Origin of the sequence: Aquabacterium sp. (genome assembly GCF_030652515.1) — a bacterium.
Taxonomy (GTDB): Bacteria; Pseudomonadota; Gammaproteobacteria; order Burkholderiales; family Burkholderiaceae_C; genus Aquabacterium.
In genome coordinates this window covers 105486-131927 of sequence record NZ_JAUSAR010000067.1, presented here as the reverse complement: position 1 = coordinate 131927, position 26442 = coordinate 105486, and the positions used below count along the sequence as shown (strand labels likewise).

The 26442-nt window shown below is 61.3% G+C and carries 26 protein-coding genes; 15 read left to right on the top strand and 11 right to left on the bottom strand.

Features of this window, described 5'->3' with window-relative positions; translation table 11 throughout:
* Positions 1 to 2 precede the first annotated feature (2 nt).
* Positions 3 to 956, top strand: coding sequence for a CysB family HTH-type transcriptional regulator (locus tag Q7V20_RS08510; RefSeq protein ID WP_304789156.1), 954 nt, complete (start codon positions 3 to 5; stop codon positions 954 to 956).
* An 82-nt stretch (positions 957 to 1038) separates the two neighbouring features.
* Here Q7V20_RS08510 and Q7V20_RS08505 read toward each other — a convergent pair whose 3' ends face one another.
* The 3 genes from Q7V20_RS08505 to Q7V20_RS08495 all read right to left on the bottom strand — a co-directional run bounded on the left by Q7V20_RS08505 (position 1039) and on the right by Q7V20_RS08495 (position 4597).
* On the bottom strand, positions 1039 to 2082 hold the full coding sequence (locus Q7V20_RS08505) for a putative solute-binding protein (RefSeq protein ID WP_304789153.1): 1044 nt from the start codon (positions 2080 to 2082) through the stop codon (positions 1039 to 1041).
* 120 nt (positions 2083 to 2202) lie between these two features.
* Complete coding sequence (locus Q7V20_RS08500; protein WP_304789150.1) at positions 2203 to 3108, bottom strand: dienelactone hydrolase family protein; 906 nt, start codon at positions 3106 to 3108, stop codon at positions 2203 to 2205.
* Between the two features lie 211 nt (positions 3109 to 3319).
* A complete protein-coding gene (locus tag Q7V20_RS08495; protein ID WP_304789148.1) occupies positions 3320 to 4597 on the bottom strand; it encodes an HD-GYP domain-containing protein in 1278 nt (425 codons plus the stop codon).
* A 150-nt stretch (positions 4598 to 4747) separates the two neighbouring features.
* On the opposite strand from Q7V20_RS08495, the gene phaR reads away from it, so the two are divergent.
* Complete coding sequence (phaR, locus tag Q7V20_RS08490; RefSeq protein ID WP_304789146.1) at positions 4748 to 5359, top strand: polyhydroxyalkanoate synthesis repressor PhaR; 612 nt, start codon at positions 4748 to 4750, stop codon at positions 5357 to 5359.
* Here phaR and Q7V20_RS08485 read toward each other — a convergent pair.
* Positions 5336 to 5992 carry an arylesterase gene (locus Q7V20_RS08485; RefSeq protein ID WP_370652428.1) on the bottom strand — a complete coding sequence of 219 codons (657 nt, stop codon included), beginning with the start codon at positions 5990 to 5992 and terminating at the stop codon, positions 5336 to 5338. The two genes, phaR and Q7V20_RS08485, sit on opposite strands and share 24 nt — an antisense overlap.
* A 24-nt stretch (positions 5993 to 6016) precedes the next feature.
* Here Q7V20_RS08485 and Q7V20_RS08480 point away from each other — a divergent pair, with 24 nt between their 5' ends.
* Positions 6017 to 6721, top strand: coding sequence for an ABC transporter ATP-binding protein (locus Q7V20_RS08480; protein ID WP_304789144.1), 705 nt, complete (start codon positions 6017 to 6019; stop codon positions 6719 to 6721).
* A 23-nt stretch (positions 6722 to 6744) separates the two neighbouring features.
* Positions 6745 to 7494: a 23S rRNA (guanosine(2251)-2'-O)-methyltransferase RlmB gene (gene rlmB, locus Q7V20_RS08475; protein WP_370652427.1), complete on the top strand. Its 750-nt coding sequence runs from the start codon at positions 6745 to 6747 to the stop codon at positions 7492 to 7494.
* Between the two features lie 15 nt (positions 7495 to 7509).
* On the opposite strand, the gene Q7V20_RS08470 is transcribed toward rlmB, so the two are convergent.
* The 5 genes from Q7V20_RS08470 to bfr all read right to left on the bottom strand — a co-directional run bounded on the left by Q7V20_RS08470 (position 7510) and on the right by bfr (position 11314).
* Entirely contained in the window at positions 7510 to 8736 is a 1227-nt protein-coding gene (locus Q7V20_RS08470) for an MFS transporter (protein ID WP_304789138.1), read from the bottom strand.
* 13 nt (positions 8737 to 8749) lie between these two features.
* Positions 8750 to 9757, bottom strand: a complete 1008-nt coding sequence (locus Q7V20_RS08465; protein ID WP_304789135.1) for a D-2-hydroxyacid dehydrogenase family protein — start codon at positions 9755 to 9757, stop codon at positions 8750 to 8752.
* Between the two features lie 70 nt (positions 9758 to 9827).
* The gene (locus Q7V20_RS08460; protein ID WP_304789133.1) at positions 9828 to 10361 is read right to left on the bottom strand and encodes a hypothetical protein; all 534 of its coding nucleotides are present in this window, start codon (positions 10359 to 10361) and stop codon (positions 9828 to 9830) included.
* A gap of 123 nt (positions 10362 to 10484) precedes the next feature.
* Positions 10485 to 10703 (bottom strand): bacterioferritin-associated ferredoxin, encoded by a 219-nt coding sequence (locus Q7V20_RS08455; protein ID WP_304789130.1) that lies wholly within the window; start codon positions 10701 to 10703, stop codon positions 10485 to 10487.
* Between the two features lie 143 nt (positions 10704 to 10846).
* Positions 10847 to 11314 (bottom strand): bacterioferritin, encoded by a 468-nt coding sequence (gene bfr, locus Q7V20_RS08450; protein WP_304789127.1) that lies wholly within the window; start codon positions 11312 to 11314, stop codon positions 10847 to 10849.
* A 165-nt stretch (positions 11315 to 11479) separates the two neighbouring features.
* Between bfr and carA the strand changes: the two genes are divergently transcribed.
* The 4 genes from carA (at position 11480) to Q7V20_RS08430 (ending at position 17048) form a co-directional block, all read left to right on the top strand.
* On the top strand, positions 11480 to 12631 hold the full coding sequence (carA, locus tag Q7V20_RS08445) for a glutamine-hydrolyzing carbamoyl-phosphate synthase small subunit (protein ID WP_304789124.1): 1152 nt from the start codon (positions 11480 to 11482) through the stop codon (positions 12629 to 12631).
* Positions 12632 to 12718: 87 nt separating this feature from the next.
* On the top strand, positions 12719 to 15994 hold the full coding sequence (gene carB, locus Q7V20_RS08440) for a carbamoyl-phosphate synthase large subunit (RefSeq protein WP_304789122.1): 3276 nt from the start codon (positions 12719 to 12721) through the stop codon (positions 15992 to 15994).
* 124 nt (positions 15995 to 16118) lie between these two features.
* Positions 16119 to 16595 carry a transcription elongation factor GreA gene (gene greA, locus Q7V20_RS08435; protein ID WP_304789119.1) on the top strand — a complete coding sequence of 159 codons (477 nt, stop codon included), beginning with the start codon at positions 16119 to 16121 and terminating at the stop codon, positions 16593 to 16595.
* A gap of 9 nt (positions 16596 to 16604) precedes the next feature.
* On the top strand, positions 16605 to 17048 hold the full coding sequence (locus Q7V20_RS08430) for a DUF4149 domain-containing protein (RefSeq protein WP_304789116.1): 444 nt from the start codon (positions 16605 to 16607) through the stop codon (positions 17046 to 17048).
* A gap of 10 nt (positions 17049 to 17058) precedes the next feature.
* Here Q7V20_RS08430 and yhbY read toward each other — a convergent pair whose 3' ends face one another.
* Positions 17059 to 17526, bottom strand: a complete 468-nt coding sequence (gene yhbY, locus Q7V20_RS08425) for a ribosome assembly RNA-binding protein YhbY (RefSeq protein WP_304789113.1) — start codon at positions 17524 to 17526, stop codon at positions 17059 to 17061.
* A 17-nt stretch (positions 17527 to 17543) separates the two neighbouring features.
* On the opposite strand from yhbY, the gene Q7V20_RS08420 reads away from it, so the two are divergent.
* The 4 genes from Q7V20_RS08420 to glmM all read left to right on the top strand — a co-directional run bounded on the left by Q7V20_RS08420 (position 17544) and on the right by glmM (position 22658).
* A complete protein-coding gene (locus tag Q7V20_RS08420; RefSeq protein ID WP_304789111.1) occupies positions 17544 to 18218 on the top strand; it encodes an RlmE family RNA methyltransferase in 675 nt (224 codons plus the stop codon).
* Between the two features lie 215 nt (positions 18219 to 18433).
* Complete coding sequence (gene ftsH / locus Q7V20_RS08415; RefSeq protein ID WP_304789108.1) at positions 18434 to 20341, top strand: ATP-dependent zinc metalloprotease FtsH; 1908 nt, start codon at positions 18434 to 18436, stop codon at positions 20339 to 20341.
* 92 nt (positions 20342 to 20433) lie between these two features.
* The gene (gene folP / locus Q7V20_RS08410; protein WP_304789105.1) at positions 20434 to 21330 is read left to right on the top strand and encodes a dihydropteroate synthase; all 897 of its coding nucleotides are present in this window, start codon (positions 20434 to 20436) and stop codon (positions 21328 to 21330) included.
* Positions 21327 to 22658, top strand: coding sequence for a phosphoglucosamine mutase (gene glmM, locus Q7V20_RS08405; RefSeq protein WP_304789102.1), 1332 nt, complete (start codon positions 21327 to 21329; stop codon positions 22656 to 22658). The genes folP and glmM overlap by 4 nt, the downstream gene beginning before the upstream one ends.
* 14 nt (positions 22659 to 22672) lie before the next feature.
* Here the strand turns inward: glmM and Q7V20_RS08400 are convergent, their stop codons facing one another.
* Positions 22673 to 23188 (bottom strand): fasciclin domain-containing protein, encoded by a 516-nt coding sequence (locus Q7V20_RS08400; RefSeq protein WP_304789099.1) that lies wholly within the window; start codon positions 23186 to 23188, stop codon positions 22673 to 22675.
* Between the two features lie 230 nt (positions 23189 to 23418).
* Here Q7V20_RS08400 and pstS point away from each other — a divergent pair, with 230 nt between their 5' ends.
* The 3 genes from pstS (at position 23419) to pstA (ending at position 26439) form a co-directional block, all read left to right on the top strand.
* Positions 23419 to 24453 (top strand): phosphate ABC transporter substrate-binding protein PstS, encoded by a 1035-nt coding sequence (gene pstS, locus Q7V20_RS08395; protein WP_370652426.1) that lies wholly within the window; start codon positions 23419 to 23421, stop codon positions 24451 to 24453.
* A gap of 169 nt (positions 24454 to 24622) precedes the next feature.
* Positions 24623 to 25582: a phosphate ABC transporter permease subunit PstC gene (pstC, locus tag Q7V20_RS08390; RefSeq protein WP_304789096.1), complete on the top strand. Its 960-nt coding sequence runs from the start codon at positions 24623 to 24625 to the stop codon at positions 25580 to 25582.
* The gene (pstA, locus tag Q7V20_RS08385) at positions 25579 to 26439 is read left to right on the top strand and encodes a phosphate ABC transporter permease PstA (RefSeq protein ID WP_304789093.1); all 861 of its coding nucleotides are present in this window, start codon (positions 25579 to 25581) and stop codon (positions 26437 to 26439) included. The genes pstC and pstA overlap by 4 nt, the downstream gene beginning before the upstream one ends.
* The last annotated feature ends 3 nt before the right edge of the window (positions 26440 to 26442 follow it).

Below are 26442 nucleotides of genomic sequence, written 5' to 3'. Positions count from 1 at the left end.
TTATGAATTTCCAACAATTGAGATCAGTGAGAGAGGCGGTGCGCCGTGGCTTCAACCTGACCGAGGTCGCCAACGCACTGCACACATCACAACCGGGCGTCAGCCGCCAGATCCGCGAGCTGGAAGACGAGTTGGGCATCGAGTTGTTCGTGCGCGCGGGCAAACGATTGACAGGCCTGACGGTGCCGGGCGCTGAAGTCTTGCCCATCATTGAGCGCCTGCTGGCCGACTCCGAGAACCTGCGCAATGCTTCGCGCGATTTTTCTCAGCATGATGCCGGCCCGCTCTCGATCGCAGCCACCCACTCGCAGGCGCGCTATGCCTTGCCGTCGGTGGTGCGTGACTTCCGCGAGCTGTACCCGCAAGTGACCTTGAGCCTGCACCAGGGCTCACCCCGGCAAGTGGCCGAGATGCTGCTGAGCGGCGAGGCCGACATCGGCGTGGCCACCGAGGCCTTGGACCAGTACGATCAGTTGGTGACCTTGCCCTGCTACCGCTGGACGCACAGCGTGGTGGTGCCGCACGATCACCCCTTGCTGGATGGCCAGCCCTTGACCCTGCAGCGCCTGGCGCGCTTCCCGATGGTGACCTACGACTCGGGCTACACCGGCCGTTCGCACATTGACGAAGCGTTTGCCAAGGAAGGCATCCAGCCCCGCATCGTATTGAGCGCGATGGACGCCGACGTGATCAAGACTTACGTCGAGTTGGGCATGGGTGTGGGCGTGGTGGCCTCGATCGCTTACGACGAAGAGCGCGATCGCACCCTGCGCGCCATTGACGCAGGGCACTTGTTCGCTGTCAACATGACGCGCATTGCGTTCCGCCGTGGCGCCTTCTTGCGCGCCTACATCTTCGCGTTGATCGAGACCTTTGCGCCCACGCTGACGCGTGCGGTGGTCGAGCAGGCCATGCGCAACACCAATGGCGAAGAGCTCATCGACGATCAGGTTTGATCGAGTGACTGCCAGCACGTGCTGAAGCTGACGCCCGACGACCGTCGCAAACCGGCGGTCTGTCAGGCGATCAACCCAGCAATCAGCCTTCTTCCGACTTGGTGGTGCACTCCGCGTCAGCGGGGTTCACGGAGCAACGCACCTTCTTGATGACCTTCAAGCCTTGCGCGTCATAGATGCCTTTGGATGCGATGTCCAGACGTGATTCGCGCAGCATCAGGTTGTACTTCTGGGCATTCTCGGGTGGCAGATCGATCCAGGCTGCTGCAGGGATGCCAGAGTCAGCGTTCTTGATCATGCTCATGGCACGGTCGAACTCGCCCAACCAGTGGTTGCGTGACTTTTCGCCAAAGCCTGCCGGGAACTTGCTTTGGTTGAGGACCATCTGGTAGGTCAGGATCATGAGGGGGAAGCGGGCAATGCCGCCCTTGGCGCCAATGCCCTTTTGCAACTCCAGCGGCTTGTAAGCCAGGCTTGGTGCCGCAATCATGTCAACGCTGCCGTTGTTGAATTTGGTGGCGAAGTTGCTGATGTCGGCAGAGACGGGTTGACCCCCAACTCGCTGAATCATCAAGGCCTGGGCCTTGTCGTAGTCAAACGCGGCGATCTTCTTGCCGGCCAGAGCTTCAACGGTGGTGATGCTGCGGTCATTGAGGACAGGGTAGGCCGCGCCGAACGGGAAGATGCCACCAATTTCGTAGTTGCCCTGAACCATGAGCTTGGCTGCTTGAGGCGATGCGTAGGTTTGGATGACCTTGCGGACGACGTCATAGCTCGACGCCATGTCGATCTTGCCGTCCTTGATCATGGTGGTTGATCCCAGCGTGTCGATGGCGCCGGAGACGGTGTTGAACTGGCGGGTTCGGAAGGCACTGGCCAGCAAGGCATCGCATTGGCCGGCCCGGAAGTCCTCCGTGGCCACGCCTTCATTCGTGTAGGCCTTGAGCTCCAGCGTCACGCCTTGCTTTTGCATGGCCAGGGCATGGTCCTTGGCCATGTTGAAGGCGTCACCACTGGCGCCCAGGATGTCAAACACGCAAACCTTTTGTGCGGCCTGGGTGCTCGCAGCACCGGCGGTCAACACCAAGGCCATGGCCGCTTTGTTCAAAACTCCGTTGATTCTCATGCGTTCTCCTGTTGAAGTGAGCGGCGATCTTAAGGACATGCGAGATGCCCTTGTAACCACATGCAGCCAGCTGTCGGTGGCAGGCTGTGCCCACACGGATTCGCGGGGGTTTTGTCAGGCTCAGGCCTTCAAGGTCCGTTTGAAGAAATCGATGGTGCGCTGCCAGGCCAGCTCGGCAGACGCCTCGTCGTAGCGTGGCGTGGTGTCGTTGTTGAAGCCATGCTGTGTCCCTTTGTACACATGGGCTTCATATTTCACCTTGGCGGCCTGCAGGGCCGCTTCGTACGCGGGCCAACCAGCGTTGATCCGCTCATCGTCGCCCGCGTAGTGCAGCAGCAACGCCGCCTTGATGTCTGGCACCTTGTCCAGCGTTGGTGCACCCCCATAGAAAGGCACGGCCGCGTCCAGCGTGGGCAGGCGCGTGGCCAGGAAGTTAGAGATGCCGCCGCCATAGCAAAAGCCCACCACGCCCAACTTGCCATTACCGGCGGGCAGGGCCTTCAAGTAGTTAGCGGCCACCACGAAGTCTTCACGGGTCTTGGTCTGGTCCAGCTTGGTGAACAGCTCGCGTGCCTTGTCCTCATCGCCGGGATAGCCGCCCAGCGTGAACAGGGCATCCGGCGCAAAGGCAATGAAGTTCTCAAGCGCCACGCGCCGGGCGATGTCTTCAATGTGCGGATTCAAACCCCGGTTTTCATGCACCACCAACACCGTGGGCAGCTTGCCTTGCGGTGCATTGGCCGGGCGCACCAGGTAGCCTCGCAGCTTGCCATTGCCCTGGGGCGATGGCAACTCGACCCACTCTGCCTTGATGCGAGGATCGGTGGGCGCCACTTTCTGCGCCTGTGCAAAGCGTGGGCTGAGGGCGGCCAGCAAGCCGACTGCGGTCACGCCTGCCTTGGCATGGCGCGCCGCGCCATCCAGGAAACCGCGGCGGTCGATGATGCCGTGCACGTATTGGTCGAACAGCTTGAGCACTTCGGGGGCGAAATCACCGGCCTTGCTGAGGGGCGTGTTGTCGGGCATGGGTACCTCCGGTTGAGTTGGTCGCATGGTAGGCAGGGCGCCTTCTTCAGAGAAGCGACGAATCTACCTAAGCTTGTGCGCCAAATGCATGCGGTCGCCGCTTGACCATGCAGCTCGATGGGTGCGGGTACACTGCGCGGCAAGGCGTGACGGACCCATGAGGATCCATCCTTATCCGGACAGATTCGGGTCCACTCGCGCCCACCAATTCTCAAGCGTGCGCTTTGCCGGGTTCGGCATGAAAGTGATACGACATCCGTTTGCGTGGCGACAGGTAGTCGTGGGCGGCCTGGGGCAGTTGCTGGGGCTTGATGGCCCGGCTGACAACCACGTCCGGTTCTTGTTCCAGATCCACCAGGATGGCCTCTTCCTTGGGCACGGCCGGGTCATAGACCAGGATGGTCGGTTTGAGCGGCCGAGTGCTGTTCACCGAGGCCACCAAGCCCAGTGCGCCGTTGGAGAGCACCACGATCGTCCCCGGCGGGTACACCCCCATGCAGCGCACAAAGGTGGTCATGGCCAGCGGGTCGAACTGGGACCGCTGCTGCGCATACATGGTGGACAGCGCCTCGTGGGGCGTCATCGCCTTGGCTGGATTCACCGGGTTGCAAAGCTCATCGTAGGCATTCACCACCGCCACAATCCGGGAGAGCAAAGACAACTGTGCGGCCTGCATCTTGAGCGGATAGCCGGAGCCATCAACGCGTTCGTGGTGTTGGGCAATCACCAAAAGGGCTTCGGGGGGCAGCCCCAGTTTCTTGCCGATGTCGACCCCATGTCCGCAATGCTGTTGCAGCAGCGCCAGCTCATTCCTGGTCAGTGCCTCCATTTTTCGCGTAATCCGCTCGGGGATCTCGGCATCGCCCGCGTCATGGAAAAGCGCGCCCATGCCCAATAGCTTGATGGCCTCGATCGGGGCTTTCATTTCCTTGGCCAGCATCATCGACAGCAGCGTCACATTCAGGGAATGCAAATACACGTCCTCGCCGCCCACTTTGTCGGCCATCAATTGAATGGCGATGTCGGCGTCCACCATCATGGAATCAGCCATGCCCGATACCAAGGTATTGGCTTGCGCGCGAACCTCGTCAGGCCGGGAGAATAAATTCTGGTTGATTGACTTGATGATGCGCGTCGTCGAGAGAAACTCACGCTCGCACGAGGCCACCTTGGTCCGCTGCAAAGTGAGTTTCTCAAGGCGTTCACGTTTGGCCTGGTAAGCCAGATCGCTTTCAGGCGAATGAGTGGCCACCGCAGCCATGGGGATTGCCGACTCGGGGCCTGGTTTTTCGTCGCTTTTGGCCGGCGAGTAACGAATCCGCGTCAGCCCCAAAGTCTGAATCGTGGCTATTTGCTCGTGACTTTTGATCTTGAAGCTTGAAAATGTGAAGGGGTGATTGACCCAGGTTAAATCAAGGTGGACATACAAGCCCACGCACAACTGGCCGGGCGTGACATAGTGCTCGCCAGCACTCGATTTGCTTTCCAACACAACGACGACTCCCGCAACAACTCAGACCCCGCCAACAAAGGCCTTGATCATTCTAGAAGTCGTTTCGTGTGCCATGGGCACAAGTCTTTGCCATTCACGTATTAGTGTGCCTAAAATGATCCACCGCTTTGGAGAACCAAGACCAGCATGAGTACCTCACGTCGTCAGTCAGCTGCCTCAGGCACCAAAAGCAAAACCATCGATGAAACGGTGGACGCTGATGCCGACACACCCGCTGCGGCCCCGGCAGGCGTTCGGGCGATCAAGAAATACCCCAATCGGCGCCTGTACGACACCCAGACCAGCAGCTACATCACCTTGGTCGATGTCAAGGACATGGTCCTGGCCTGCGAGAACTTCGTGGTCCTGGACGCCAAATCTGGCGAAGACCTGACCCGCAGCATCCTCTTGCAAATCATTCTGGAAGAAGAGACCGGTGGCGTGCCCATGTTCTCCAGCCAGGCTCTGGCCCAGATCATTCGCTTTTATGGCAACACCATGCAGGGTTTGATGGGCAACTACCTGGAAAAAAACATCCAGTCCTTCATCGACCTGCAAGCCCGCCTGACCGACAGCTCGGTGGTGAACCTGCAAGCCCCCTTGATGCAGGCGCCCCTGATGCAGACCTTCATGGGCGGCTACATGGAGCAGTCGCGCCAGATGTTCACTCAGATGCAGGAGCAGATGAGCAAGCAGGCCGAAACCCTGTTGGGCAACTTTGGCACGGGCCTGGCCTCAACGCTGACGCCCAAGAAGTAAGGGCTTCAAAACCGACCACATGTTGTCCAGGATGATGGGGTGCGCCTGGGCCTTCGGGTGCATGCCGTCGGCCTGGAACCAATCCCGGGCATCCGGCCGGTCTGCCACGCCTTTCAGAAAGAAGGGCACCAGAGCGATGGATTCGGACTTGGCCAGTTTTGGAAACAAGCTGGCGAAGTCATCGGTGTAGCGCTTTCCAAAATTGGGCGGCACCTGCATGCCCACCAGCACCACCTTGGCTCCGGCGGTTTTGCTGGCCTTCACCATGGTCGTCAAATTGCTGTGGGTCGCTGACAGCGCAAAGCCCCGCAAGGCGTCGTTGGAGCCCAGCTCAATGACCACCAGGCTGGGCTGATGCAGGGCCAGCAATGTCGGCAAGCGCGAGACACCGCCGGCTGTGGTTTCTCCACTGATACTGGCATTGACCACCTGCGCGCTGATTTTTTCGGCCTGCAGGCGTTTTTCAAGCAAGGCCACCCAGCCGGTGCTGCGCGCCAAGCCATACTCCGCCGACAGGCTGTCGCCCATCACCAGGATGGTCGACGTGCTGGCTGCATTACCCACTGAAGCCAACAGGCTGAAAACCAGGCTGGCCAAGGCCAGTCGCACACCTCGCGTAAAGTCAATGGGCATCAACATTTCCTGTTCGTCATCAACATGAGCCAAAACCCCGTTGTATCACCCCCGTCGTCCGTGGTCGTGCAGGTGCAAGGCCTGGGCAAATCGGTGGAAGACTCATCGGGCACCCTGGACATTCTGCACAAGATCGACTTCACCCTGCAGGCGGGGGAGACCGTGGCCATCGTGGGGGCATCAGGTTCGGGCAAAAGCACCTTGCTGTCCTTGCTGGCCGGGCTGGACGTGCCCACCCATGGCAGCGTGCAGTTGTGTGGGCGTGATCTGTTCGCGCTGAGCGAGGACGACCGGGCGGCCCACCGCGCGGCCAACCTGGGCTTTGTCTTCCAGAGTTTTCAGCTGTTGTCGCACCTCAGTGCCATCGAGAACGTCATGCTGCCGCTGGAACTGCGAGGCGTGCGCGATGCGCGCAGCCAGGCGGCCGCCATGCTGGAGCGTGTGGGCCTGGGCAAACGTTTGTCTCACAAGCCCGTGACCTTGTCCGGCGGTGAGCAACAACGTGTGGCCCTGGCGCGCGCCTTCGTGGTGCAACCCAAGGTGCTGATGGCCGACGAGCCCACCGGTAGCCTGGACCATGCCACCGGCCAGTCGGTGATGGACCTGATGTTCGAGCTGAACCGCGAGGCTGGCACCACGTTGATCCTGGTCACCCACGATCCGCAGATCGCCAGCCGTTGTGCCCGTATTTTGCGCATTGATGCGGGCCGCCTGGTGCCCGAGGCCTGACCCCGCCAGGCGCACAGGGTAGGATGCCGCCCATGAGTCTGAAACTGCTATTTGGCTTCCATGCCGTGTCCGTGCGCCTGAAGGTCGCGCCCAAAACCATCCGCGAGCTGCACGTTGACGCCACCCGGCGCGACCAGCGCATGCGACAGTTCCTTGCCAAGGCCGAAGAAGCCGGGCTGAACCTGGTTGAAAGCGACGATGATCGCCTGCAAAAGATGTCGGGCACCCACCGCCATCAAGGTGTGGTCGCCAAGGTGGAACACATTCCCCAAGCCAACTCGCTGGATGACCTGCTGGATGCCTTGTCCGAGCCGCCCCTGTTGCTGGTGCTCGACGGCATCACCGATCCTCACAACCTGGGTGCCTGCCTGCGCGTGGCCGATGGTGCCGGTGCCCATGCCGTCATTGCCCCCAAGGACCACGCCGTGGGCGTCAATGCCACCGTGGCCAAGGTGGCCAGCGGCGCGGCCGAGACGGTGCCTTACTTCATGGTGACCAACCTGTCGCGCACCCTGGGTGAGTTGAAAGAGCGTGACATCTGGGTGGTAGGCACGTCTGACGATGCCCCGCGCGACCTGTATGCCGCCAACATGGCCCAGGCCACCGCTTTGGTGCTGGGTGCGGAAGGCAGCGGCATGCGCCAGCTCACCCGCAAGAACTGCGATGAATTGGTCAGCATCCCGATGCTCGGGGGGGTTGAAAGCCTCAACGTCTCCGTCGCCAGCGGTGTGTGCCTCTACGAAGCACGTCGCCAGCGCGGCTTCACCAGCTGAAAGCCGACCGCCAGCTCAACCCGCACTGGCGGGTGGGCTGATGGACAGCAGCTCATCCCGCCGCCGCGCTTGAGCCTGCTGGGCGCGCCAAGCCCACCAGCTCACCGCCCACGCCAGCAGCATCCAGAACAAGCCCAGCCAGTGCAGCTGGCCATAGCCGGAATGTGACAGGACCAAGCCCCCACCTGAAGCGCCCAGCGCATGCCCCAGGTAGATGGCCGAAGTGTTGAGCGACATCAAAGCAGGTGTGAGGCGAGGGGACAAACCACCCAGCCGCGCCTGCTGCCCGGAGTTGGCGGCAAACCCACTCAAGGCCCAGGGCAGCAAGACCAGCGCCAGCGTGACCACGTCGTGCGCCAGCGGCCAGATCGCCAAGCTCAGGGCCATCAGGCCCAGGGTGGATGTGACCGCCCTTGCAGCACCCACCCGATCCACATACCGGTTCAGCAGCAGGTTGCCTGCCAAAGCCAAGGCACCGAACCAGGCGAACAAAAAACTGATCTGCTCCGGGCTGGCGCCAAAACCGATTTTGTAATAGGGCGCGGCATAGGCCAGCACCGTGAACTGGCCCGTGCTCTGCAATGCCGTGACGGCCACCAGCCCCATCATCAACGGGGATGAGAACACCTTGCGCCAGGACCGCATCGACAAAGCGGGTGGGCGAATGCCCGCAGGCACGGCGCGATGCACGGCCCAGGCCGAGATGAGCGAGCCCACAGCGATCGCCCCCATGGCCACCCGCCAGCCCATCCTGTCTCCCACCCACGCGGCCAGCGGCAGGCCAGCCACCGAGGCGATGGACCAACCCATGAACACGAAAGTGATGGCGCGCCCACGATGGGCGGGCGTGCTCATGTAGCCCACCACGGCGGCCGCCTGCGGCGTGAAAACCGCCGCCGACAAGACGGTGAGGGCGCGCAGGGGCCACAGCCACGCATAGTTGGGCGCCAGCGCACACAGCGCATGCCCCAGGCCATACCAAAGCATGGCCGCCGTGAGCAGGCGGCGCCGATCCCAACTGCCCACCACGCCCGCCAGAATGGGCGCGCCCAGCCCCATCATCAAGGCGGCAATGGCAATCATGTGCCCGCCCTGCTGCACGCTGATGTCCAGCGCATGCGTGATGTCGTTGAGCGTGCCGCCCACCACCATCACGCCGCAGCCGATGACAAAGTTGCCCAACAACAAGGCCCAGCGGGCCGCGGCCATGTCTTGGCGGGGCAGTGCGCGCTCAGCTTCCACGCAAGGTGCTCAATCAGTACCTCGGGTGGAGGACTTCCGGGTTGACGATGTGGGTCGGCTCGCCCTTGATGAAGTTCAGCAGGTTCTCGAAGGCAGCGTTGAAGTACTGCTCGTAGTTGTCCTGCTCCACGTAGCCGATGTGCGGCGTGCACACGGCGTTTTCCAGGCGCAGCAGGGGGTGGCCTTGCATGATGGGCTCGCTCTCGAACACATCGACAGCGGCCATGCCGGGCCGTCCCCGGTTGAGCGAGGTGACCAAGGCGTTCTCGTGGATCAGCTCGGCGCGCGAGGTGTTGACCAGCAAAGCCGTGGGCTTCATGCGGCTCAGGTCTTCCAGCTTGATGATGCCCCGAGTGTCATCGTTCAACCGCAAGTGCAGGCTGAGCACATCGCACGCTTCGAAGAATGCATCGCGGCTGGGCGCGGGAATGTAGCCATCGGCCTTGGCGCGGGCGCGGGACTCTTCGCTGCCCCACACGGTGACGTGCATGCCAAAGGCCTTGCCAAAGCCTGCCAACAGTTGGCCAATGCGCCCATAGCCCCAAATGCCCAGGGTTTTGCCCTTGAGCACCATGCCCACGCCAAAGTTGGTGGGCATGGATGAGGCTTTCAAGCCGGACTGTTGCCAGGCGCCATGCTTGAGGTTGCCGATGTACTGGGGCAGGCGCCGCATGGCAGCCATCACCAGGGCCCAGGTCAACTCGGCCGGGGCCACGGGCGAGCCCACACCTTCGGCCACCGCGATGCCCAGCCGGGTGCAGGCCTCGACATCAATGTGAGGGCCCACCGGCCCGGTCTGGCAGATCAGGCGCAGCTTGGGCAGCTTCTCAAGCAGGCCTTTGGGGAAGTGGGTGCGTTCGCGGATCAGCACCAGCGCTTCGGCATCGCGCAAGCGCACGGCCAGTTGCCCGTTGCCTTTGACGGTGTTGGTGAAGACCTTGGCGGACAGCCCATCCAGTTTGGACGAGCATTTGAGCTTGCGGACGGCGTCTTGGTAGTCGTCCAGGATGATGATGTTCATGGGGCTGTTGGGTTTCAGCCCTCCATTGTGCTATGGGGACAGCATCTTCAATGGCCTTTGTGACAACTGATCACCAAGTTGTCGTGCGCCCCGTCCGGATCTCGGTGGTTGGCCGCGACATGCGCACCGGGAAATGGTTGTTGAGCGCCTCGATGCGCACCGTGGCTTCAGTCTGACCGCGGTGGGTCGAGATGGCCCGGAACACATCGGCACGCAGGTGCCACAGCTCACGCAGGGAGCGGGCGTGTTCAATGGTGTCGCGGACCTGGTTGGCGCGCACCGATTGAAGATCCCACATCGCGGCAATGAACTCCGATTTGACCTTGGTCAATCCGGTGAGCACGGGCGCGGCATCGGGGTATTCGTCCAGATCCCAAAGCCAGGACCAGAAGCCCTTGATCCAGCGCTGCCACTGTGGCCCTGAACGGCTGAACAAGGAGGGCGGGCACACCTGGGCCCTGCGCAATGAGGATGGTGTCGGAAAATTGGAGTCGTCAACTGGCAGCGCAGCCGAGATGGGCTGCAATTGCACCAGCGTGGGCCGGACCTTCACGCCGTAAGCGCGTGGACTTGCTTTGTCGTCAACGAAGAAAGATGAAGCCATGATTCCCTCTGCTGCAAGCCAAACCGACTGGTCCTACAGAGGTATCGGTCAGGCTGCGGCAAAGTTAAGGGAAAAAGGCGCGGAGTGATTGTGCGAAATGCCGCGCGTTTGGGGCGCGCTGTTTCAGGCGAATGCTGGCGAACCCAAAGAAACCACGGCATGGGTCGAGTCGGTGGCGGCCCGTTTGGCGCCCTGGAAGACGGCGCGTGCGCATTGTTCGCAGTTGCCACAGCAGGTGGACACCCCCAGTTCGAACTGGAGGTCGTCGAACGACGAACACCCTTGCTGCGCATGGCGCACGATGTCGCGATCAGAGATGCGGTTGCAAACACAGACAATCATGGCGTCAAGAACCTGAGTTGATGACGATATTCTAAATAAGAACGATTCGCGGTCAATCCCCTGAGTGTGGAGTCCCCATGGTTTCCGGGGATTTGTCACGGGCCGCTGCTTTGGTGTTGCGCGTTGCGGCGGCCCGTCTGGGCTTAACTGATCTGCGACTGCAGGTAGTTTTGCAGCCCAACCTTGGCGATCAGGTCGATCTGGGTTTCCAGGAAGTCGATGTGCTCTTCCGTGTCGTCCAGGATGTCCTGCAGCAGATCGCGTGACACGTAGTCGCGCACGGTTTCGCAGTAGGCGATGCCGTCCTTGATGGTTTGCTGGGCGCCGCTTTCCAGTTGCAGGTCGCAACTCAGCAGCTCGGGCACGTCTTCACCGATCAGCAGCTTGCCCAGATCCTGCAGATTGGGCAGACCATCCAGCGTGAAGATGCGCTCCATCAGCTTGTCGGCGTGCTTCATTTCGCCGATCGATTCTTCGTATTCTTTCTTGGCCAGCTTGTCAAAACCCCAGTGCTTGAGCATGCGGTAGTGCAGGAAGTACTGGTTGGTGGCTGTCAGCTCATTTTTGAGTTGAGCGTTCAGGTGTTCGATGACTTTCATGTCGCCTTTCATGGGGCCTCCGTGGGATGTGAAATGCTTTGCGACAGCACGATGGGTTATACTCTACAGGTTTACCCGAAACCACCTCCGCCTAGCGAAACTTGCATCGTTTCACCCTCACCGGAATCGGCTCTTCAAGAGCAGAGCTGGGCGCGCACAACAACGGAGAATAACCCCGTGCTGCCCGTACTGCCCCAAGCTCTTCTGGCCCTCGCAGACGGCACGGTCTTTTCTGGCACTTCGATCGGCTCTGCCGGTCACACAGTCGGCGAAGTGGTGTTCAACACCTCGCTCACCGGCTACCAAGAAATCCTCACCGACCCCAGCTATTGCCAACAGATCGTCACCCTGACGTATCCGCACATTGGCAACTATGGCGTCAATCCTGAGGATGTCGAAGCGTCGAAAGTCCATGCCTCTGGTCTGATCATCAAAGACCTGCCCATCCGGGTTTCCAATTTCCGCCAGACGCAGTCTCTGTCCGAGTACTTGCAAGCCCAAGGCATCGTGGCCATCGCCGGGATCGACACCCGCCAACTGACACGCATTTTGCGTACCAAGGGTGCGCAAAATGGTTGCATCGTTGGCCTGCCCGCTGGCCAGGAAATCACCGAAGCAGTGAAGCTTGACGCCATCGCCAAGGCCAAGGCCGCGCCCAACATGGCTGGTCAGGATCTGGCCAAGGTGGTGTCCGCCACCGAAACCTCGGTCTGGACCGAAACCGAATGGGCGTTGGGCGAAGGCTTCGGCCAGCAAACCGCGCCCAAGTTCCACGTGGTGGCCTATGACTTCGGCGTCAAACGCAACATCCTGCGCATGCTGGCGCAACGGGGCTGCAAGGTCACCGTGGTGCCCGCCAAGACACCCGCCGCCGAGGTGCTCAAGTACAAGCCCGATGGCATCTTCTTGTCCAACGGCCCTGGTGATCCGGAGCCTTGCGATTACGCCATCGCGGCGGCCCGCGAACTGATCGAAACCGGCATCCCCACCTTCGGGATCTGCCTGGGTCACCAGATCATGGCGCTCGCCTCAGGTGCCAAGACCTTCAAGATGAAGTTCGGCCACCACGGCGCCAACCACCCGGTCAAGGATCTGGACACCGGCCGCGTCAGCATCACCAGCCAGAACCACGGTTTCGCGGTCGATGAGAAAACGCTGCCCGCCAACCTGCGCCCTACGCACATCTCGCTGTTCGACGGCACGCTGCAAGGCCTGGCCCGCACCGACAAACCCGCTTTCTGCTTCCAGGGTCACCCGGAAGCCTCGCCCGGACCGCATGACATCAGCTACCTGTTCGAACGCTTTGTGGCATTGATGGAGAACAAATGATTAGCCCCCAAGCTTGCGGCTTTGCCGCTTCGCTGCCCCCCAAGGGGGTGCGTGTCTCCTTTGAGACGGCTCGGCAGGAGACACGATATGCCTAAGCGCACAGACATCAAAACCATCCTCATCATCGGCGCTGGCCCGATCATCATCGGTCAGGCCTGCGAGTTCGATTACTCCGGCGCCCAGGCTTGCAAGGCCTTGCGCGAAGAGGGCTACAAAGTCGTCTTGGTCAACAGCAATCCTGCGACCATCATGACCGACCCGAACACGGCCGACGTCACCTACATCGAGCCCATCACCTGGCAGGTGGTCGAGCGCATCATCGCCAAGGAACGCCCCGACGCGATCCTGCCAACGATGGGCGGCCAGACCGCGCTGAACTGCGCGCTGGATCTGCACAAGCACGGCGTGTTAGAGAAGTACAAGGTCGAGATGATCGGCGCCAACGAAAAGGCGATCGAGAAAGCCGAAGACCGCCTGAAGTTCAAGGACGCGATGACCAGCATCGGCCTGGACTCGGCCAAGTCGGGCATCGCGCACACGCTGGAAGAGGCCTGGGCAGTGCAAAAGCACATTGCCACGCTGACCGGCGGCCCGGGCTTCCCCACCGTCATCCGCCCCAGCTTCACGCTGGGTGGCACGGGTGGTGGCATCGCCTACAACCCCGAAGAGTTCGAAGAGATCTGCAAGCGCGGCCTGGACCTGTCGCCGACCAACGAATTGCTGATTGAAGAATCACTGATCGGCTGGAAAGAGTTCGAGATGGAAGTGGTTCGCGACAAGGCGGACAACTGCATCATCGTTTGCTCGATCGAGAACCTGGACCCGATGGGCGTGCACACCGGTGACTCGATCACCGTGGCCCCCGCCCAGACCCTGACCGACCGCGAATACCAACTGCTGCGCAACGCCTCCATCGCCATCCTGCGCGAAATCGGCGTCGAGACCGGCGGCTCCAACGTGCAGTTCTCGATCAATCCGAAGAACGGCCGCATGGTCGTGATCGAGATGAACCCCCGTGTGTCGCGTTCGTCGGCCTTGGCCTCCAAAGCCACCGGCTTCCCGATCGCCAAGATCGCGGCCAAGCTGGCCGTGGGCTACACGCTGGATGAACTGAAGAACGACATCACTGGCGGTGCCACGCCTGCTTCGTTCGAGCCTTCGATCGATTACGTGGTCACCAAGATCCCGCGTTTCGCCTTCGAGAAATTCCCCGCAGCCGACTCGCGTTTGACCACACAGATGAAGTCGGTGGGCGAAGTGATGGCCATGGGCCGCACTTTCCAGGAATCCTTCCAGAAAGCCCTGCGCGGTCTGGAAACCGGCATCGATGGCCTGACCGAGATCAGCACCGACCGCGAAGAAATCATTCAAGAGATCGGCGAGCCCGGCCCCGAGCGCATCCGCTTCCTGGGCGACGCCTTCCGTTTGGGCATGAGCCTGGACGAGGTCTTTGAAGAGACCAACATCGACCCTTGGTTCCTCGCCCAGATCGAAGACATCATCAAGACCGAAGCGCAGGTCAAGGCCCGCAAGCTGGAAAGCCTGAGCAAGGCCGAGGTGCGTTACCTGAAGCAAAAGGGCTTCTCGGACCGCCGACTGGCCAAGCTGATGGGCACCAACCAGCACGACGTGCGCCGCGCCCGCGTGGCCCATGGTGTGCGCCCGGTCTACAAGCGTGTAGACACCTGTGCGGCCGAGTTCTCAACGCAAACGGCTTACATGTACTCGACCTACGAGGTTGAAGGCGCCGAGTGCGAAGCCGAGCCCACCGCCAAGAAGAAGATCATGGTACTGGGCGGTGGCCCGAACCGCATCGGGCAGGGCATCGAGTTCGACTACTGCTGCGTCCACGCCGCCCTCGCCATGCGCGAAGACGGCTACGAGACCATCATGGTCAACTGCAACCCCGAAACGGTGTCCACCGACTACGACACCTCCGACCGCCTGTACTTCGAACCAGTGACCCTGGAAGACGTGCTTGAAATCGTCGACAAGGAAAAGCCCGTCGGCGTGATCGTGCAGTACGGCGGCCAGACGCCTTTGAAGCTCGCGCTTGATTTGGAAGCCAACGGCGTGCCCATCATCGGCACCACGCCTGACAGCATCGACATCGCCGAAGACCGCGAACGCTTCCAGGCCCTGCTGCACACGCTGGACCTGAAGCAACCGCCCAACCGCACGGCCCGCACCGAAGAAGCCGCCCTGTCGCTGGCTCAAGAGATCGGCTACCCCCTGGTCGTGCGCCCCAGCTACGTGCTCGGCGGCCGCGCCATGGAAATCGTACATGGCGACAAGGATTTGGAACGCTACATGCGCGAAGCGGTCCGCGTCTCCGACAAATCGCCCGTGCTGCTGGACCGCTTCCTGGACGACGCCGTCGAGGTCGATGTGGACTGCATCAGCGATGGCACCGATGTGATGATCGGCGGCATCATGGAGCACATCGAGCAAGCGGGCGTCCACTCGGGCGATTCGGCCTGCTCGCTGCCCCCGTACACGCTGAGCCAGCCTTTGCAAGAAGAGTTGCGCCGCCAGACGGCCTTGATGGCCAAAGCCCTCAAGGTGGTCGGCCTGATGAACGTGCAGTTCGCCATCCAGGGCGACGTGACCGGCAGCCTGGACAAGGCCACCGTCTACGTGCTGGAAGTGAACCCACGCGCTTCGCGCACCGTGCCTTATGTGTCCAAGGCCACCGGCCAGGCCCTGGCCAAGATCGCCGCGCGCTGCATGGCCGGCCAGAAGCTCAAGGACCAGACCAGCGCCGACGGCAAGCCGCCGCGCGAAGTCATCCCACCTTATTTCAGCGTCAAGGAAGCCGTGTTCCCGTTCAACAAGTTCCCGGGCGTCGACCCGGTGCTTGGCCCGGAAATGCGCTCCACCGGCGAGGTCATGGGCGTGGGTGTCACCTTCGGTGAAGCCATGCTCAAGAGCCAGCTGGGTGCTGGTTCGCGCCTGCCCACCAAGGGCACTGTGTGCATCTCGGTCAAGAACAATGACAAGGCCCGTGCCGTGAGCATAGCCCGCGACCTGGTCACCCTGGGCTTCACACTGGTGGCCACCAAGGGCACCGCCGCGGCCATCGCCGAGGCGGGCATCCCCGTCAAGGCGGTGAACAAGGTCAAGGATGGTCGCCCCAACATCAGTGACATGATCAAGGGCGGCGAGATCCAGCTGGTGTTCACCACGGTGGACGAAACGCGCACGGCGATCGCCGATTCCCGCAGCATCCGCACGGCCGCCTTGGCCAACCGGATCACGTATTACACGACCATGGCTGGTTGCGAGGCTGCCGTCGAGGCGCTCAAGCATCAGGACGATCTGGTGGTGTATTCACTGCAGGAACTTCACGCCAAACTGCACTAAACTGGCACTGCTCGGGGCGCAGTGCACAGCGCCCCGGCTCCAGATCACCATGAGGGCCGCGCCCGGAACCCATCGTCAGATGGCTCACGGGCGCGGCTCCATTCATTTCGAGAGACACATCATCATGTCCACCATCCCCATCACCAAAGTTGGCGCAGAAAAGCTCAAACAAGAGTTGCAGAAGCTCAAGCACGTCGAGCGTCCCGCCGTGGTCCTGGCCATCGCCGAGGCGCGTGCTCAGGGCGACCTGTCGGAAAATGCCGAGTACGACGCGGCCAAGGACAAGCAGGGCTTCATCGAAGGCCGCATCCAGGAAATCGAAGGCAAATTGTCGGCCGCTCAGATCATTGATCCAGCTTCGCTGGACGCCGGTGGCCGCGTGGTGTTTGGCTCCACCGTTGATCTGGAAGAAGAAGAGTCTGGTGCCGCCGTGACCTACCAGATCGTGGGCGACGACGAAGCCGACCTGAAGCTGGGCCTGGTGTCGATCAGCTCGCCCATCGCGCGCGCCATGATTGGCAAGGAAGCCGGTGATGTGGCGGCCGTGCAGGCGCCAGGTGGCGTGCGCCACTACGAAATCATCGAAGTTCGCTACCAATAAGACAAATACATGGCTTTTGCGTCACGTTTTCAGCAAGTGCTGGCCGCCATGTGGGCCGGTATTTTGTTGGCCGTCGGGGGCATGGCCGCCCCCAGCCTGTTCGCGGTGTTGGATCGAAGCCTGGCCGGTTTGGCGGCCGGGCGCATTTTCGCGATCGAAGCCTATGTCAGCCTGGTGCTGGCCATGGCCTTGTTTTTCATCGAGCGTCAGCGCACCCGCCAGGCGGCACTGCAGGCCGGCCAGTCGGTCATGTCGGCGGAGCTGATGTTGGTGATGGGCGCCTTGTTCGCCACCGTGTTGGGCCATTTCGCCCTGAGTCCGATGATTGTGGCGGCCAAGGCGGGGCAGGGGAGTTTGTCCTTCGGCACCCTGCACGCCATGTCGTCCAGCTTGTTCCTGTTCAAGGGGGTGCTGGTGCTGGCCCTGGCGTGGCGGCTCACTGGCCGCCGCTGAGTCGCCCGGATCAGCCGGGTTTCTTGGTGCTGGGAACGCGCTTTTTGGCGCGTTTGATCAAACCGCCGGCGGTCACGCGCTGGTTGCCCATCACGGTCACTTTCTTGACTTCCGGGCGGCGGGTGCCACTCTTGGAGAACTTCAGGATCTTGACGATGCGCGACCCATTGGCACCGTTGGAAGCCTCTTCAGCCTCTTTTTCCGGAATGGGGCGCCACAAAATCAGCAATTTACCGATGTGCTGGATCGGCGCGGCGCTCAATTGATCGCACAAAGCGGCGAACATCTCGTTGCGCGCGGTGCGGTCGTCTCCCAACACGCGAATCTTGATGAGCCCGTGGGCTTTCAATGCGTGGTCGGTCTCTTTGACGACGTTGGTGGTCAGGCCTTCGTTCCCGATCATGACGACGGGATCAAGGTGGTGTGCGTCGGCCCTCAGGGCACGTCGCTCGGCAGTTGTCAATTCAATAGCAGGCATCCCTCTATTATCGAGCCATGAAAGTCAAAACGAAAAGCAAAAAGGTCAATAAGGCCTGGTTGAACGACCATCTGACCGATCCTTACGTCCGAATGGCCAAAAAAGACGGCTTTCGGGCACGTGCGGCCTACAAGCTCAAAGAGATCGACGAAAGCCTCAATCTGATCAAGCCGGGCCAGTTGGTGATCGACTTGGGGGCCGTTCCCGGCGCCTGGAGCCAGTACGTCCGTCGCAAATTCGCCCCGAAAGACGCTGGTGTGGGTGGCGCCGCTGTGGGCGAACTCAACGGGGCCATCATCGCGTTGGACCTCCTGGAGTTCGACCCCATCGAGGGCGTGCAGTTCATCCTGGGCGATTTCCGGGAGGATGCTGTTTTGGCGCAACTCGACACGATGGTGGGTGGTCGCCCGGTGGACGTGGTCTTGTCGGACATGGCTCCCAACCTCAGCGGCATCGAGTCGTCGGATGCCGCCAAGATCGAGCACCTGGTTGAGCTGGCCGTGGAGTTTTCCATGGCGCACCTCAAGGCGGAAGGCGCCCTGGTCTGCAAGGTCTTTCACGGCAGTGGCTACAGCCAACTGGTGGAATTGTTTAAAAAGTCATTCCGGGTGGTCAAGCCGATCAAACCAAAAGCGTCACGCGACAAATCGTCTGAAACATTTTTGGTGGGCATCGGGCCTAAAAATCGATGAAATTTGAGTGTGATGTTGGTGATGAGACGTAAATCCTGGGGTTGTCGAGGGATTGGTCCATGCAAGCGGGGGCTTGACTCGCATAGAATCGTCCCCATGTACCGCGAAGACTGCGTGTTCAGTGGCTTGGATGCGGGGTTTTTTGAATCTGTTTCGGTTATCGGATTGCATCCTGCGCCGGCCGAAATAGAAGGTGAATGGCATAAGGAGCCGCGGTGAACAATCAATGGTTCTCGAAAGTTGCTGTTTGGCTGGTGGTGGCGTTGGTGCTGTTCACCGTGTTCAAGCAGTTTGATCGCGCCACGACGGCCGGTAACCAAATTGGCTACTCGGACTTCCTCGAAGAAGTCCGCGCCAAGCGCATCAAGAGCGTCACCCTGCAAGACAGCGGCGGTGGCGGCACGGAGATCATTGCGGTCACCAGTGACGACAAGCGTCTGCGCAGCACGGCCACCATACTGGACCGTGGTCTGGTCGGCGACCTGATCAACAACGGCGTCAAGTTCGACGTCAAGCCCCGCGAAGAGCCCTCGCTCATCATGAGCCTGCTGGTGTCCTGGGGCCCCATGTTGTTGCTGATCGGCGTCTGGATCTATTTCATGCGCCAGATGCAAGGCGGCGGCAAAGGCGGGGCTTTCAGCTTCGGCAAGAGCCGCGCCCGCATGCTGGACGACACCAACAACAACGTCACGTTTGCGGACGTGGCTGGTTGCGACGAGGCCAAGGAAGAAGTCAAGGAATTGGTCGATTTCCTGCGCGATCCGCAGAAATTCCAGAAACTTGGCGGTCGCATTCCCCGTGGCGTGTTGCTGGTTGGCCCTCCTGGCACCGGTAAAACGCTGCTGGCCAAGTCGATTGCCGGCGAAGCCAAGGTGCCGTTCTTCACCATTTCCGGCTCTGATTTCGTTGAAATGTTCGTTGGCGTGGGCGCTGCCCGTGTCCGCGACATGTTCGAGCAAGCCAAGAAGAACGCCCCCTGCATCATCTTCGTCGACGAAATCGACGCGGTCGGCCGCCATCGTGGCGCGGGCCTGGGTGGTGGCAATGACGAGCGCGAACAGACCCTCAACCAGATGCTGGTCGAGATGGATGGTTTTGAGACCAACCTGGGCGTCATCGTGATCGCCGCGACCAACCGCCCCGACATCCTGGACCCGGCCTTGCTGCGTCCTGGCCGTTTCGACCGCCAGGTCTACGTGACGCTGCCCGATGTGCGTGGCCGCGAACAGATCCTGAACGTCCATGTGCGCAAGGTCCCCGTGGGCCAAGACGTGCGCTCGGACATCCTGGCCCGTGGCACGCCTGGTTTTTCGGGTGCTGATCTGGCCAACCTGGTCAACGAAGCTGCCTTGTTCGCCGCACGCCGCAGTGGCCGTGTGGTCGAGATGCAGGACTTCGAGAAGGCCAAGGACAAGATCATGATGGGCCCTGAGCGCAAGTCGCTGATCATGCCCGAGGAAGAGCGCCGCAACACGGCCTACCACGAGGCCGGTCACGCCCTGGTCGCGCGCATGCTGCCCAAGACTGATCCGGTCCACAAGGTCACGATCATTCCGCGTGGCCGTGCACTGGGCCTGACCATGCAGTTGCCTGAAGGCGACCGCTACAGCATGGACAAGGAGCGCATGCTTGACACCATCTCGGTGTTGTTCGGTGGCCGCATCGCTGAAGAAGTGTTCATGAACCAGATGACCACTGGCGCCAGCAACGACTTCGAGCGCGCCACGGGCATCGCCCGTGACATGGTGATGCGCTATGGCATGACCGACGAATTGGGCCCCATGGTCTACGCCGACAACGAAGGCGAAGTGTTCCTGGGCCGTTCGGTCACCAAGACCACCAACATGTCCGAGCAGACCATGCAGACGGTGGACCACGTGATCCGCCGGATCATCGACGAGCAATACGGCGTCGCCCGCAAGCTCATCGAGGACAACAAGGACAAGATGCACTCGATGGCCAAGGCTTTGCTCGAATGGGAAACCATCGATGCCGAGCAGATCGAAGACATCATGAGTGGTCGCGAGCCTCGTCCTCCGAAAGATTGGGTTCCCCGCACCACGCCGCCTGGTGGTGGCACCAAGCCACCCGTGAGCACCGATGGTGCCCCGGCTGCGGCCTGATCCGCATCAACTGCGCCGACAGTCAGGCGTGATTCAATCAACGGGGCTTCGGCCCCGTTGTCTTTTCACCGAGCGTTTGGTCTCCACCACCCATGCTTTGGCACACCACCCGATTTCGCATCGATCTGTCCTCACCAAAGGTGATGGGCATCGTCAATGTCACCCCGGATTCTTTTTCAGATGGCGGCAATCATGCCGATGCCAGGTCGGCACTGGTGCATTGCGAACAGTTGTTGAAAGAAGGTGCTGACATCCTGGACATCGGTGGTGAGTCGAGCCGCCCAGGTGCCCCCACCTTGCGCGTTGAAGAAGAATGGACGCGTGTGGGGCCGGTTTTGTTGGAAGCGCTCAAACTGGGTGTGCCCATTTCGCTGGACACCTGCAAGGCTGAGGTGATGCAGCGGGCCCTGAACCTGGGTGTGGACATCATCAACGACATCCGTGCTTTGCAGGCGCCGGGTGCAGAGGCGGCAGTGGTGGCGCATGGCCAATGCGGGGTCTGCCTCATGCACATGCAGGGTGACCCATCCACCATGCAATCTCGCCCGCACTACACCGATGTGATTGACGAGGTGCGCACCTTCTTGCAGGGCAGGGTGCAAGCCTTGGTGGCCCAGGACGTTTCTCGAAAAAGGCTGTGCCTGGACCCCGGCATCGGTTTTGGCAAGACACCGCAGCACAACCTGGACCTGCTCCGTCGGCAGAACGAGCTTCTGAGTTTTGGGCTGCCCCTGTTGGTGGGCTGGTCCCGCAAGTCCACCCTGGGGCAGGTCACGGGCAAGCCCGTGGGCGACCGCTTGGCCGCCAGCCTGGCCGCCGCGCTGGCCAGCGTTCAGCAAGGCGCGAAGGTGGTGCGTGTTCACGATGTGGCCGCCACCGTCGATGCCCTGAAGGTTTGGTCCGCATCCGAAATCCCCCCAATTTCGTGGCCAACGGCGAGTCATTCCGCGCCACAATCCACCACCCCTCTCACTCCGCACAGCCCATGAGCAGACAATATTTTGGAACCGATGGCATCCGTGGCACGGTTGGTCAAACGCCCATCACGCCTGATTTTGTGTTGCGCTTGGGGCATGCCGTCGGGCAGGTTTTGCGGCGCTCGGAAGCCCGCCCCACGGTGCTGATTGGCAAGGACACGCGGATTTCCGGCTACATGCTTGAGTCGGCGCTCGAGGCGGGCTTTGCATCCGCTGGTGTGGATGTGCTGTTGACGGGGCCTTTGCCCACGCCCGGTGTGGCTTACCTGACCCGCGCCCTGCGTTTGAGCCTGGGGGCCGTCATCAGCGCTTCGCACAATCCCTTTGCCGACAACGGCATCAAGTTTTTCTCGGCTCAGGGCGAGAAGCTGTCGGATCAATGGGAGCAGGACGTCGAGGCCGCGCTGGAGGTGGCCCCCGCCTGGGTCGAGTCGCCCAATCTGGGCAAGGCGCGCCGCCTGGAAGATGCTCGCGGGCGCTACATCGAGTTTTGCAAGAGCACTTTCGCATCGTCCATGTCGCTCAAGGGCCTCAAGTTGGTGATCGATGCGGCCCACGGTGCGGCCTATCAGGTGGCTCCTGAGGTGTTTCACGAGCTGGGTGCCGAGGTCATCTCGATTGGCTGCTCGCCCAATGGCGTCAACATCAACGATGGTGTGGGGGCCACACATCCCCAAGCGCTGGTGCAAGCCGTCAAGGATCACCGCGCCGACTATGGCATCGCGCTGGATGGCGATGCCGACCGTTTGCAACTGGTTGACGCCGATGGCCGATTGTTCAACGGCGACGAATTGCTTTACGTCATGGTGGCCGATCGCCTGGCGCAGGGGCAGAGCGTGCCTGGCGCGGTCGGCACCCTGATGACCAACATGGCGGTCGAGCTGGCGCTGCAAGAGTGCGGCGTTGGTTTTGTGCGTGCCAAGGTGGGTGACCGCTACGTGCTCGAGGAATTGCTCAGCCGGGGCTGGCAATTGGGCGGAGAGGGCTCGGGCCACTTGATCGCCCTGGACCGCCACACCACGGGTGATGGCATCGTCAGCGCGCTGCAGATTTTGCAGGCGGTGGCCCGAAGTGGTCGCAGCTTGTCGACCTGGCTGGAAGGCGTGACCTTGTTCCCTCAGCGCCTCATCAATGTGCGCTTGAAGGCCGGGCAGGATTGGAAGAACAGCTCGGCGCTGGCGGCGGCCCAGGAAGCCGTCTTGCGTCAACTGGATGGGCGTGGGCGGGTGCTGATTCGCCCCTCGGGCACCGAACCGTTGCTGCGCGTCATGGTCGAGGCGCAGGATGGCAGCCTGGCCAACCGCTGCGCCGAGCAATTGGCCGAGGCGGTTCAGTCCTGATCAGGCTTTTTTGATCACTTCTTGACGGCGGGCATCAGCACGCGGTCAATGAGGTGCACCACCCCGTTGCCGACGATCAGGTCGGCTTGGGTGACCAGGGCTTCGTCCACCGTGACAAAATCGCCTGCTTTGGATGCCCCGATTGAAGCGCCATTCAGTGTCTTCAAGGAGCTGGTGGCACCCATGTTGGCCATCTTCGTGACGCCCGGCACCACGTGGTAAGTCAGCACCGATTTTAGATAATCCGGATCCTTGCCCAGCTTGTCCAGGGCGGCAGCGGGCACGGCCTTGAAGGCCTCATTCGTAGGCGCGAACACGGTCACAGGGCCAACGGCTTCCAGCGATGCGGTCAAGCCCGCTTGTTGAACCAGCTTGTAGAAAGTTGACAAATCAGGGGTGCGCGCAGCAACGACCACCACCGTCGTTGGCACGGGGCTGGCGGTTTGAGCCACGGCGTGGTTGCTCCACAGCAGGGGGGTGGCCAGCAAGGCAGTGGCCAGCAGGCTGCGTGTTTGGTGCGAGAGGGGCATTGGACTACTCCAGTCAATTCGCCCGCAGACCTCCTGGGGCAACCTGGCACCTTAAAAAAGTCATGTGACATTCACGTGAATCGACTGTGACGACCCGGCGTCAGGCTGGCATTTCGGACTGTCATGTGATTTGTGACAATCCTGCCGACCCTGTCATAGACTCGTCACAATGCCCACCTACAGTCCACCTTGAGAAATTTGTCTGTCACAGGTTTTTAAAAGGCGAACACATGAAATTCAAGATGATTCAAGCTGCGGTGGCTGTCACGTTGTCCTTGTCGACCGGCCTGGTGCTGGCGCAAGATGTGACCGGTGCTGGTGCCACATTCCCGGCCCCGGTCTATGCCAAATGGGCTGATGCCTACAACAAGGCCACCGGCATGCGCATCAACTACCAATCGGTGGGTTCGGGCGCTGGCATCAAGCAGATCAAGTCGAAGACGGTGGATTTTGGCGCCAGCGACATGCCCTTGAAGGACGAAGACCTGGCCAAGGATGGCCTGATGCAGTTCCCCACCGTGATCGGGGGCGTCGTGCCAGTGGTGAGCATCAAAGGCATCCAGCCTGGCCAGATCAAGATGACCGGCGAAATGCTGGGCAACATCTACCTGGGCAAGATCACCAAGTGGAACGACCCTGCGCTGATGGCGTTGAACCCTGGTGTGCCGCTGCCTGATGCCGCCATTGCCGTGGTTCGTCGTGCTGATGGCTCGGGCACCAGCTTCATTTTCACAAACTACCTGTCCAAGGTGAACGCCGAGTGGAAGTCCACGGTGGGTGAGGGCACGGCGGTGAACTGGCCGGCCGGTGCTGGCGGCAAGGGCAATGAAGGCGTGTCTGCTTTCGTGCAGCGCCTGCCTAACTCGATTGGCTATGTCGAGTACGCCTACGCCAAGCAGAACAAGATGTCTCACGTTGCCATCAAGAATGCGGCAGGCAATTTCGTGCATCCTGACGACCTGACCTTCAAGGCCGCCGCCGCCAGTGCCGAATGGGACAAGACTTTCTACCAGGTGTTGACCAACCAGGCTGGCAAGGATGCTTGGCCCATCAGCGGCGCGACCTTCATCCTGCTGCACAAGAGCCAGGACAAGCCCGCTCAAGGCACCAGCACTCTCAAGTTCTTCAACTGGGCTTTTGAAGGTGGCGACAAGACGGCCGCTGATCTGGAATACGTGCCTTTGCCCGCGAGCGTGAAGGACCTGGTCCGCAAGCAGTGGGCCACCGTGACCGACGCCGCTGGCAAGCCACTGGCTTACAAGTGAGCCGAAGAATCTGGTGATGCAAACCGGGCGCCACGTGGCGCCCGGCTTGTTGTTGAACAACTGATTGAACGCAGTACCCTTGGATGGAGGCACGCACGCCATGACTGCCATATTGCCCGCCGACTTTGACGGTGCCGATGGGACACCTTCCCAAGGACGAACATCCTTCATGAAAAATCCTGACCCCCGACGCGTGAGCCTCCCTTGGGCCGATTGGGTTTTCGCGATGTTGGCACGTGGTGCCGCCTTGCTGACCTTGTCGCTGCTGCTGGCCATCATCGGCTCCTTGATCGTGGGTGCCTGGCCGGCCATCCGTGAATACGGTCTCAGCTTCCTGTGGCGCACCGATTGGGATCCTGTCCAGGACAGCTACGGCGGTCTGGTCATGATTTACGGCACGGTGGCCACGTCCATGATCGCCTTGCTGATCGCCGTGCCGGTGAGCTTCGGGATCGCCCTGTTTCTGACCGAGCTGTCGCCCAGCTGGCTCAAGCGTCCGTTGGGGATCGCGGTTGAGCTGCTCGCCGCTGTGCCGTCCATCGTGTACGGCATGTGGGGCCTGCTGGTGTTTGGCCCCATCCTGGCCACCTATGTGCAGCAGCCCTTGCAGTCGCTGACCAACGGCATTCCCTACATCGGCGCGTTCTTCTCGGGCCCCCCGGTGGGCATCGGCATCTTGTCGGCCGGGATCATCCTGGCGATCATGATCATTCCCTTCATCGCCTCGGTGATGCGCGATGTGTTTGATGTGACCCCGCCCATGCTCAAAGAATCGGCTTACGGGCTGGGTTCGACCACCTGGGAAGTGGTGTCCAAGGTGGTGTTGCCTTACACCAAGACCGGTGTGGTGGGCGCCATCATGCTGGGCTTGGGGCGCGCATTGGGCGAGACCATGGCCGTGACCTTCGTCATCGGCAACATGAACCAGCTTAATTCCTTGTCGGTGTTCGAGGCGGCCAACAGCATCACCTCGGCCCTGGCCAACGAGTTCGCGGAAGCCGGGGAGGGCCTGCATCAGGCCTCCTTGATCTACCTGGGCCTGGTCTTGTTCTTCATCACCTTCGTGGTGCTGGCGTTCTCGAAGGTCTTGCTGGCCCGCATGAAGAAATCTGAAGGAGCACGTTCATGAGCACGGCTGAACTGTATGCCATGCGCCGCAAGCGGCACGCCAGCCGCAAGCGCGTCAACGCCCTGGCTTTGACCTTGTCGCTGGGGGCCATGGCCTTTGGCCTGGTCTGGCTGGTGTGGATTTTGTTCGAGACGGTTCGCCTGGGCATGGGGGGGTTGGCCTTGGCCACCTTCACCGAGATGACCCCACCACCCATGGAAGACGGTGGCCTGGCCAACGCCATCATGGGCTCGCTGATGATGGTCGGTCTGGCTACCTTGATTGGCACGCCCGTGGGCATCATGGCCGGCATCTACCTGGCCGAGTATGGCCAGAAGGGCTGGCTGGGCAGCGTCACGCGGTTCATCAACGACATCCTGCTGTCGGCGCCGTCGATCGTGGTGGGTTTGTTCATCTACTCCACCGTGGTGGCTCGCGCCAAGACGTTCTCGGGTTGGGCCGGTGTACTGGCCCTGGCCTTGATCGTGGTGCCGGTGGTGATCCGGACCACAGAGAACATGCTGTCGCTGGTGCCCAGTGCCTTGCGTGAAGCGGCTTACGCCTTGGGCACGCCCAAGTGGCGCGTGATCACCTCGATCACGCTGCAGTCGGCCCGTGCGGGTGTGGTCACTGGCATCTTGCTGGCGGTGGCTCGCATTTCTGGCGAGACGGCCCCGCTGTTGTTCACAGCCTTGTCCAATCAGTTCTGGTCGGCCGACCTGGGTCAACCGATGTCGAGCTTGCCTGTCACGATCTTCAAGTTCGCGATGAGCCCCTACGAGAACTGGCAGAAGCTGGCCTGGGCTGGCGTGTTCATCATCACCGTGGGTGTGTTGGCGCTCAACATCGTGGCGCGCACCTTGTTCCGCCAGCGCTGAAGC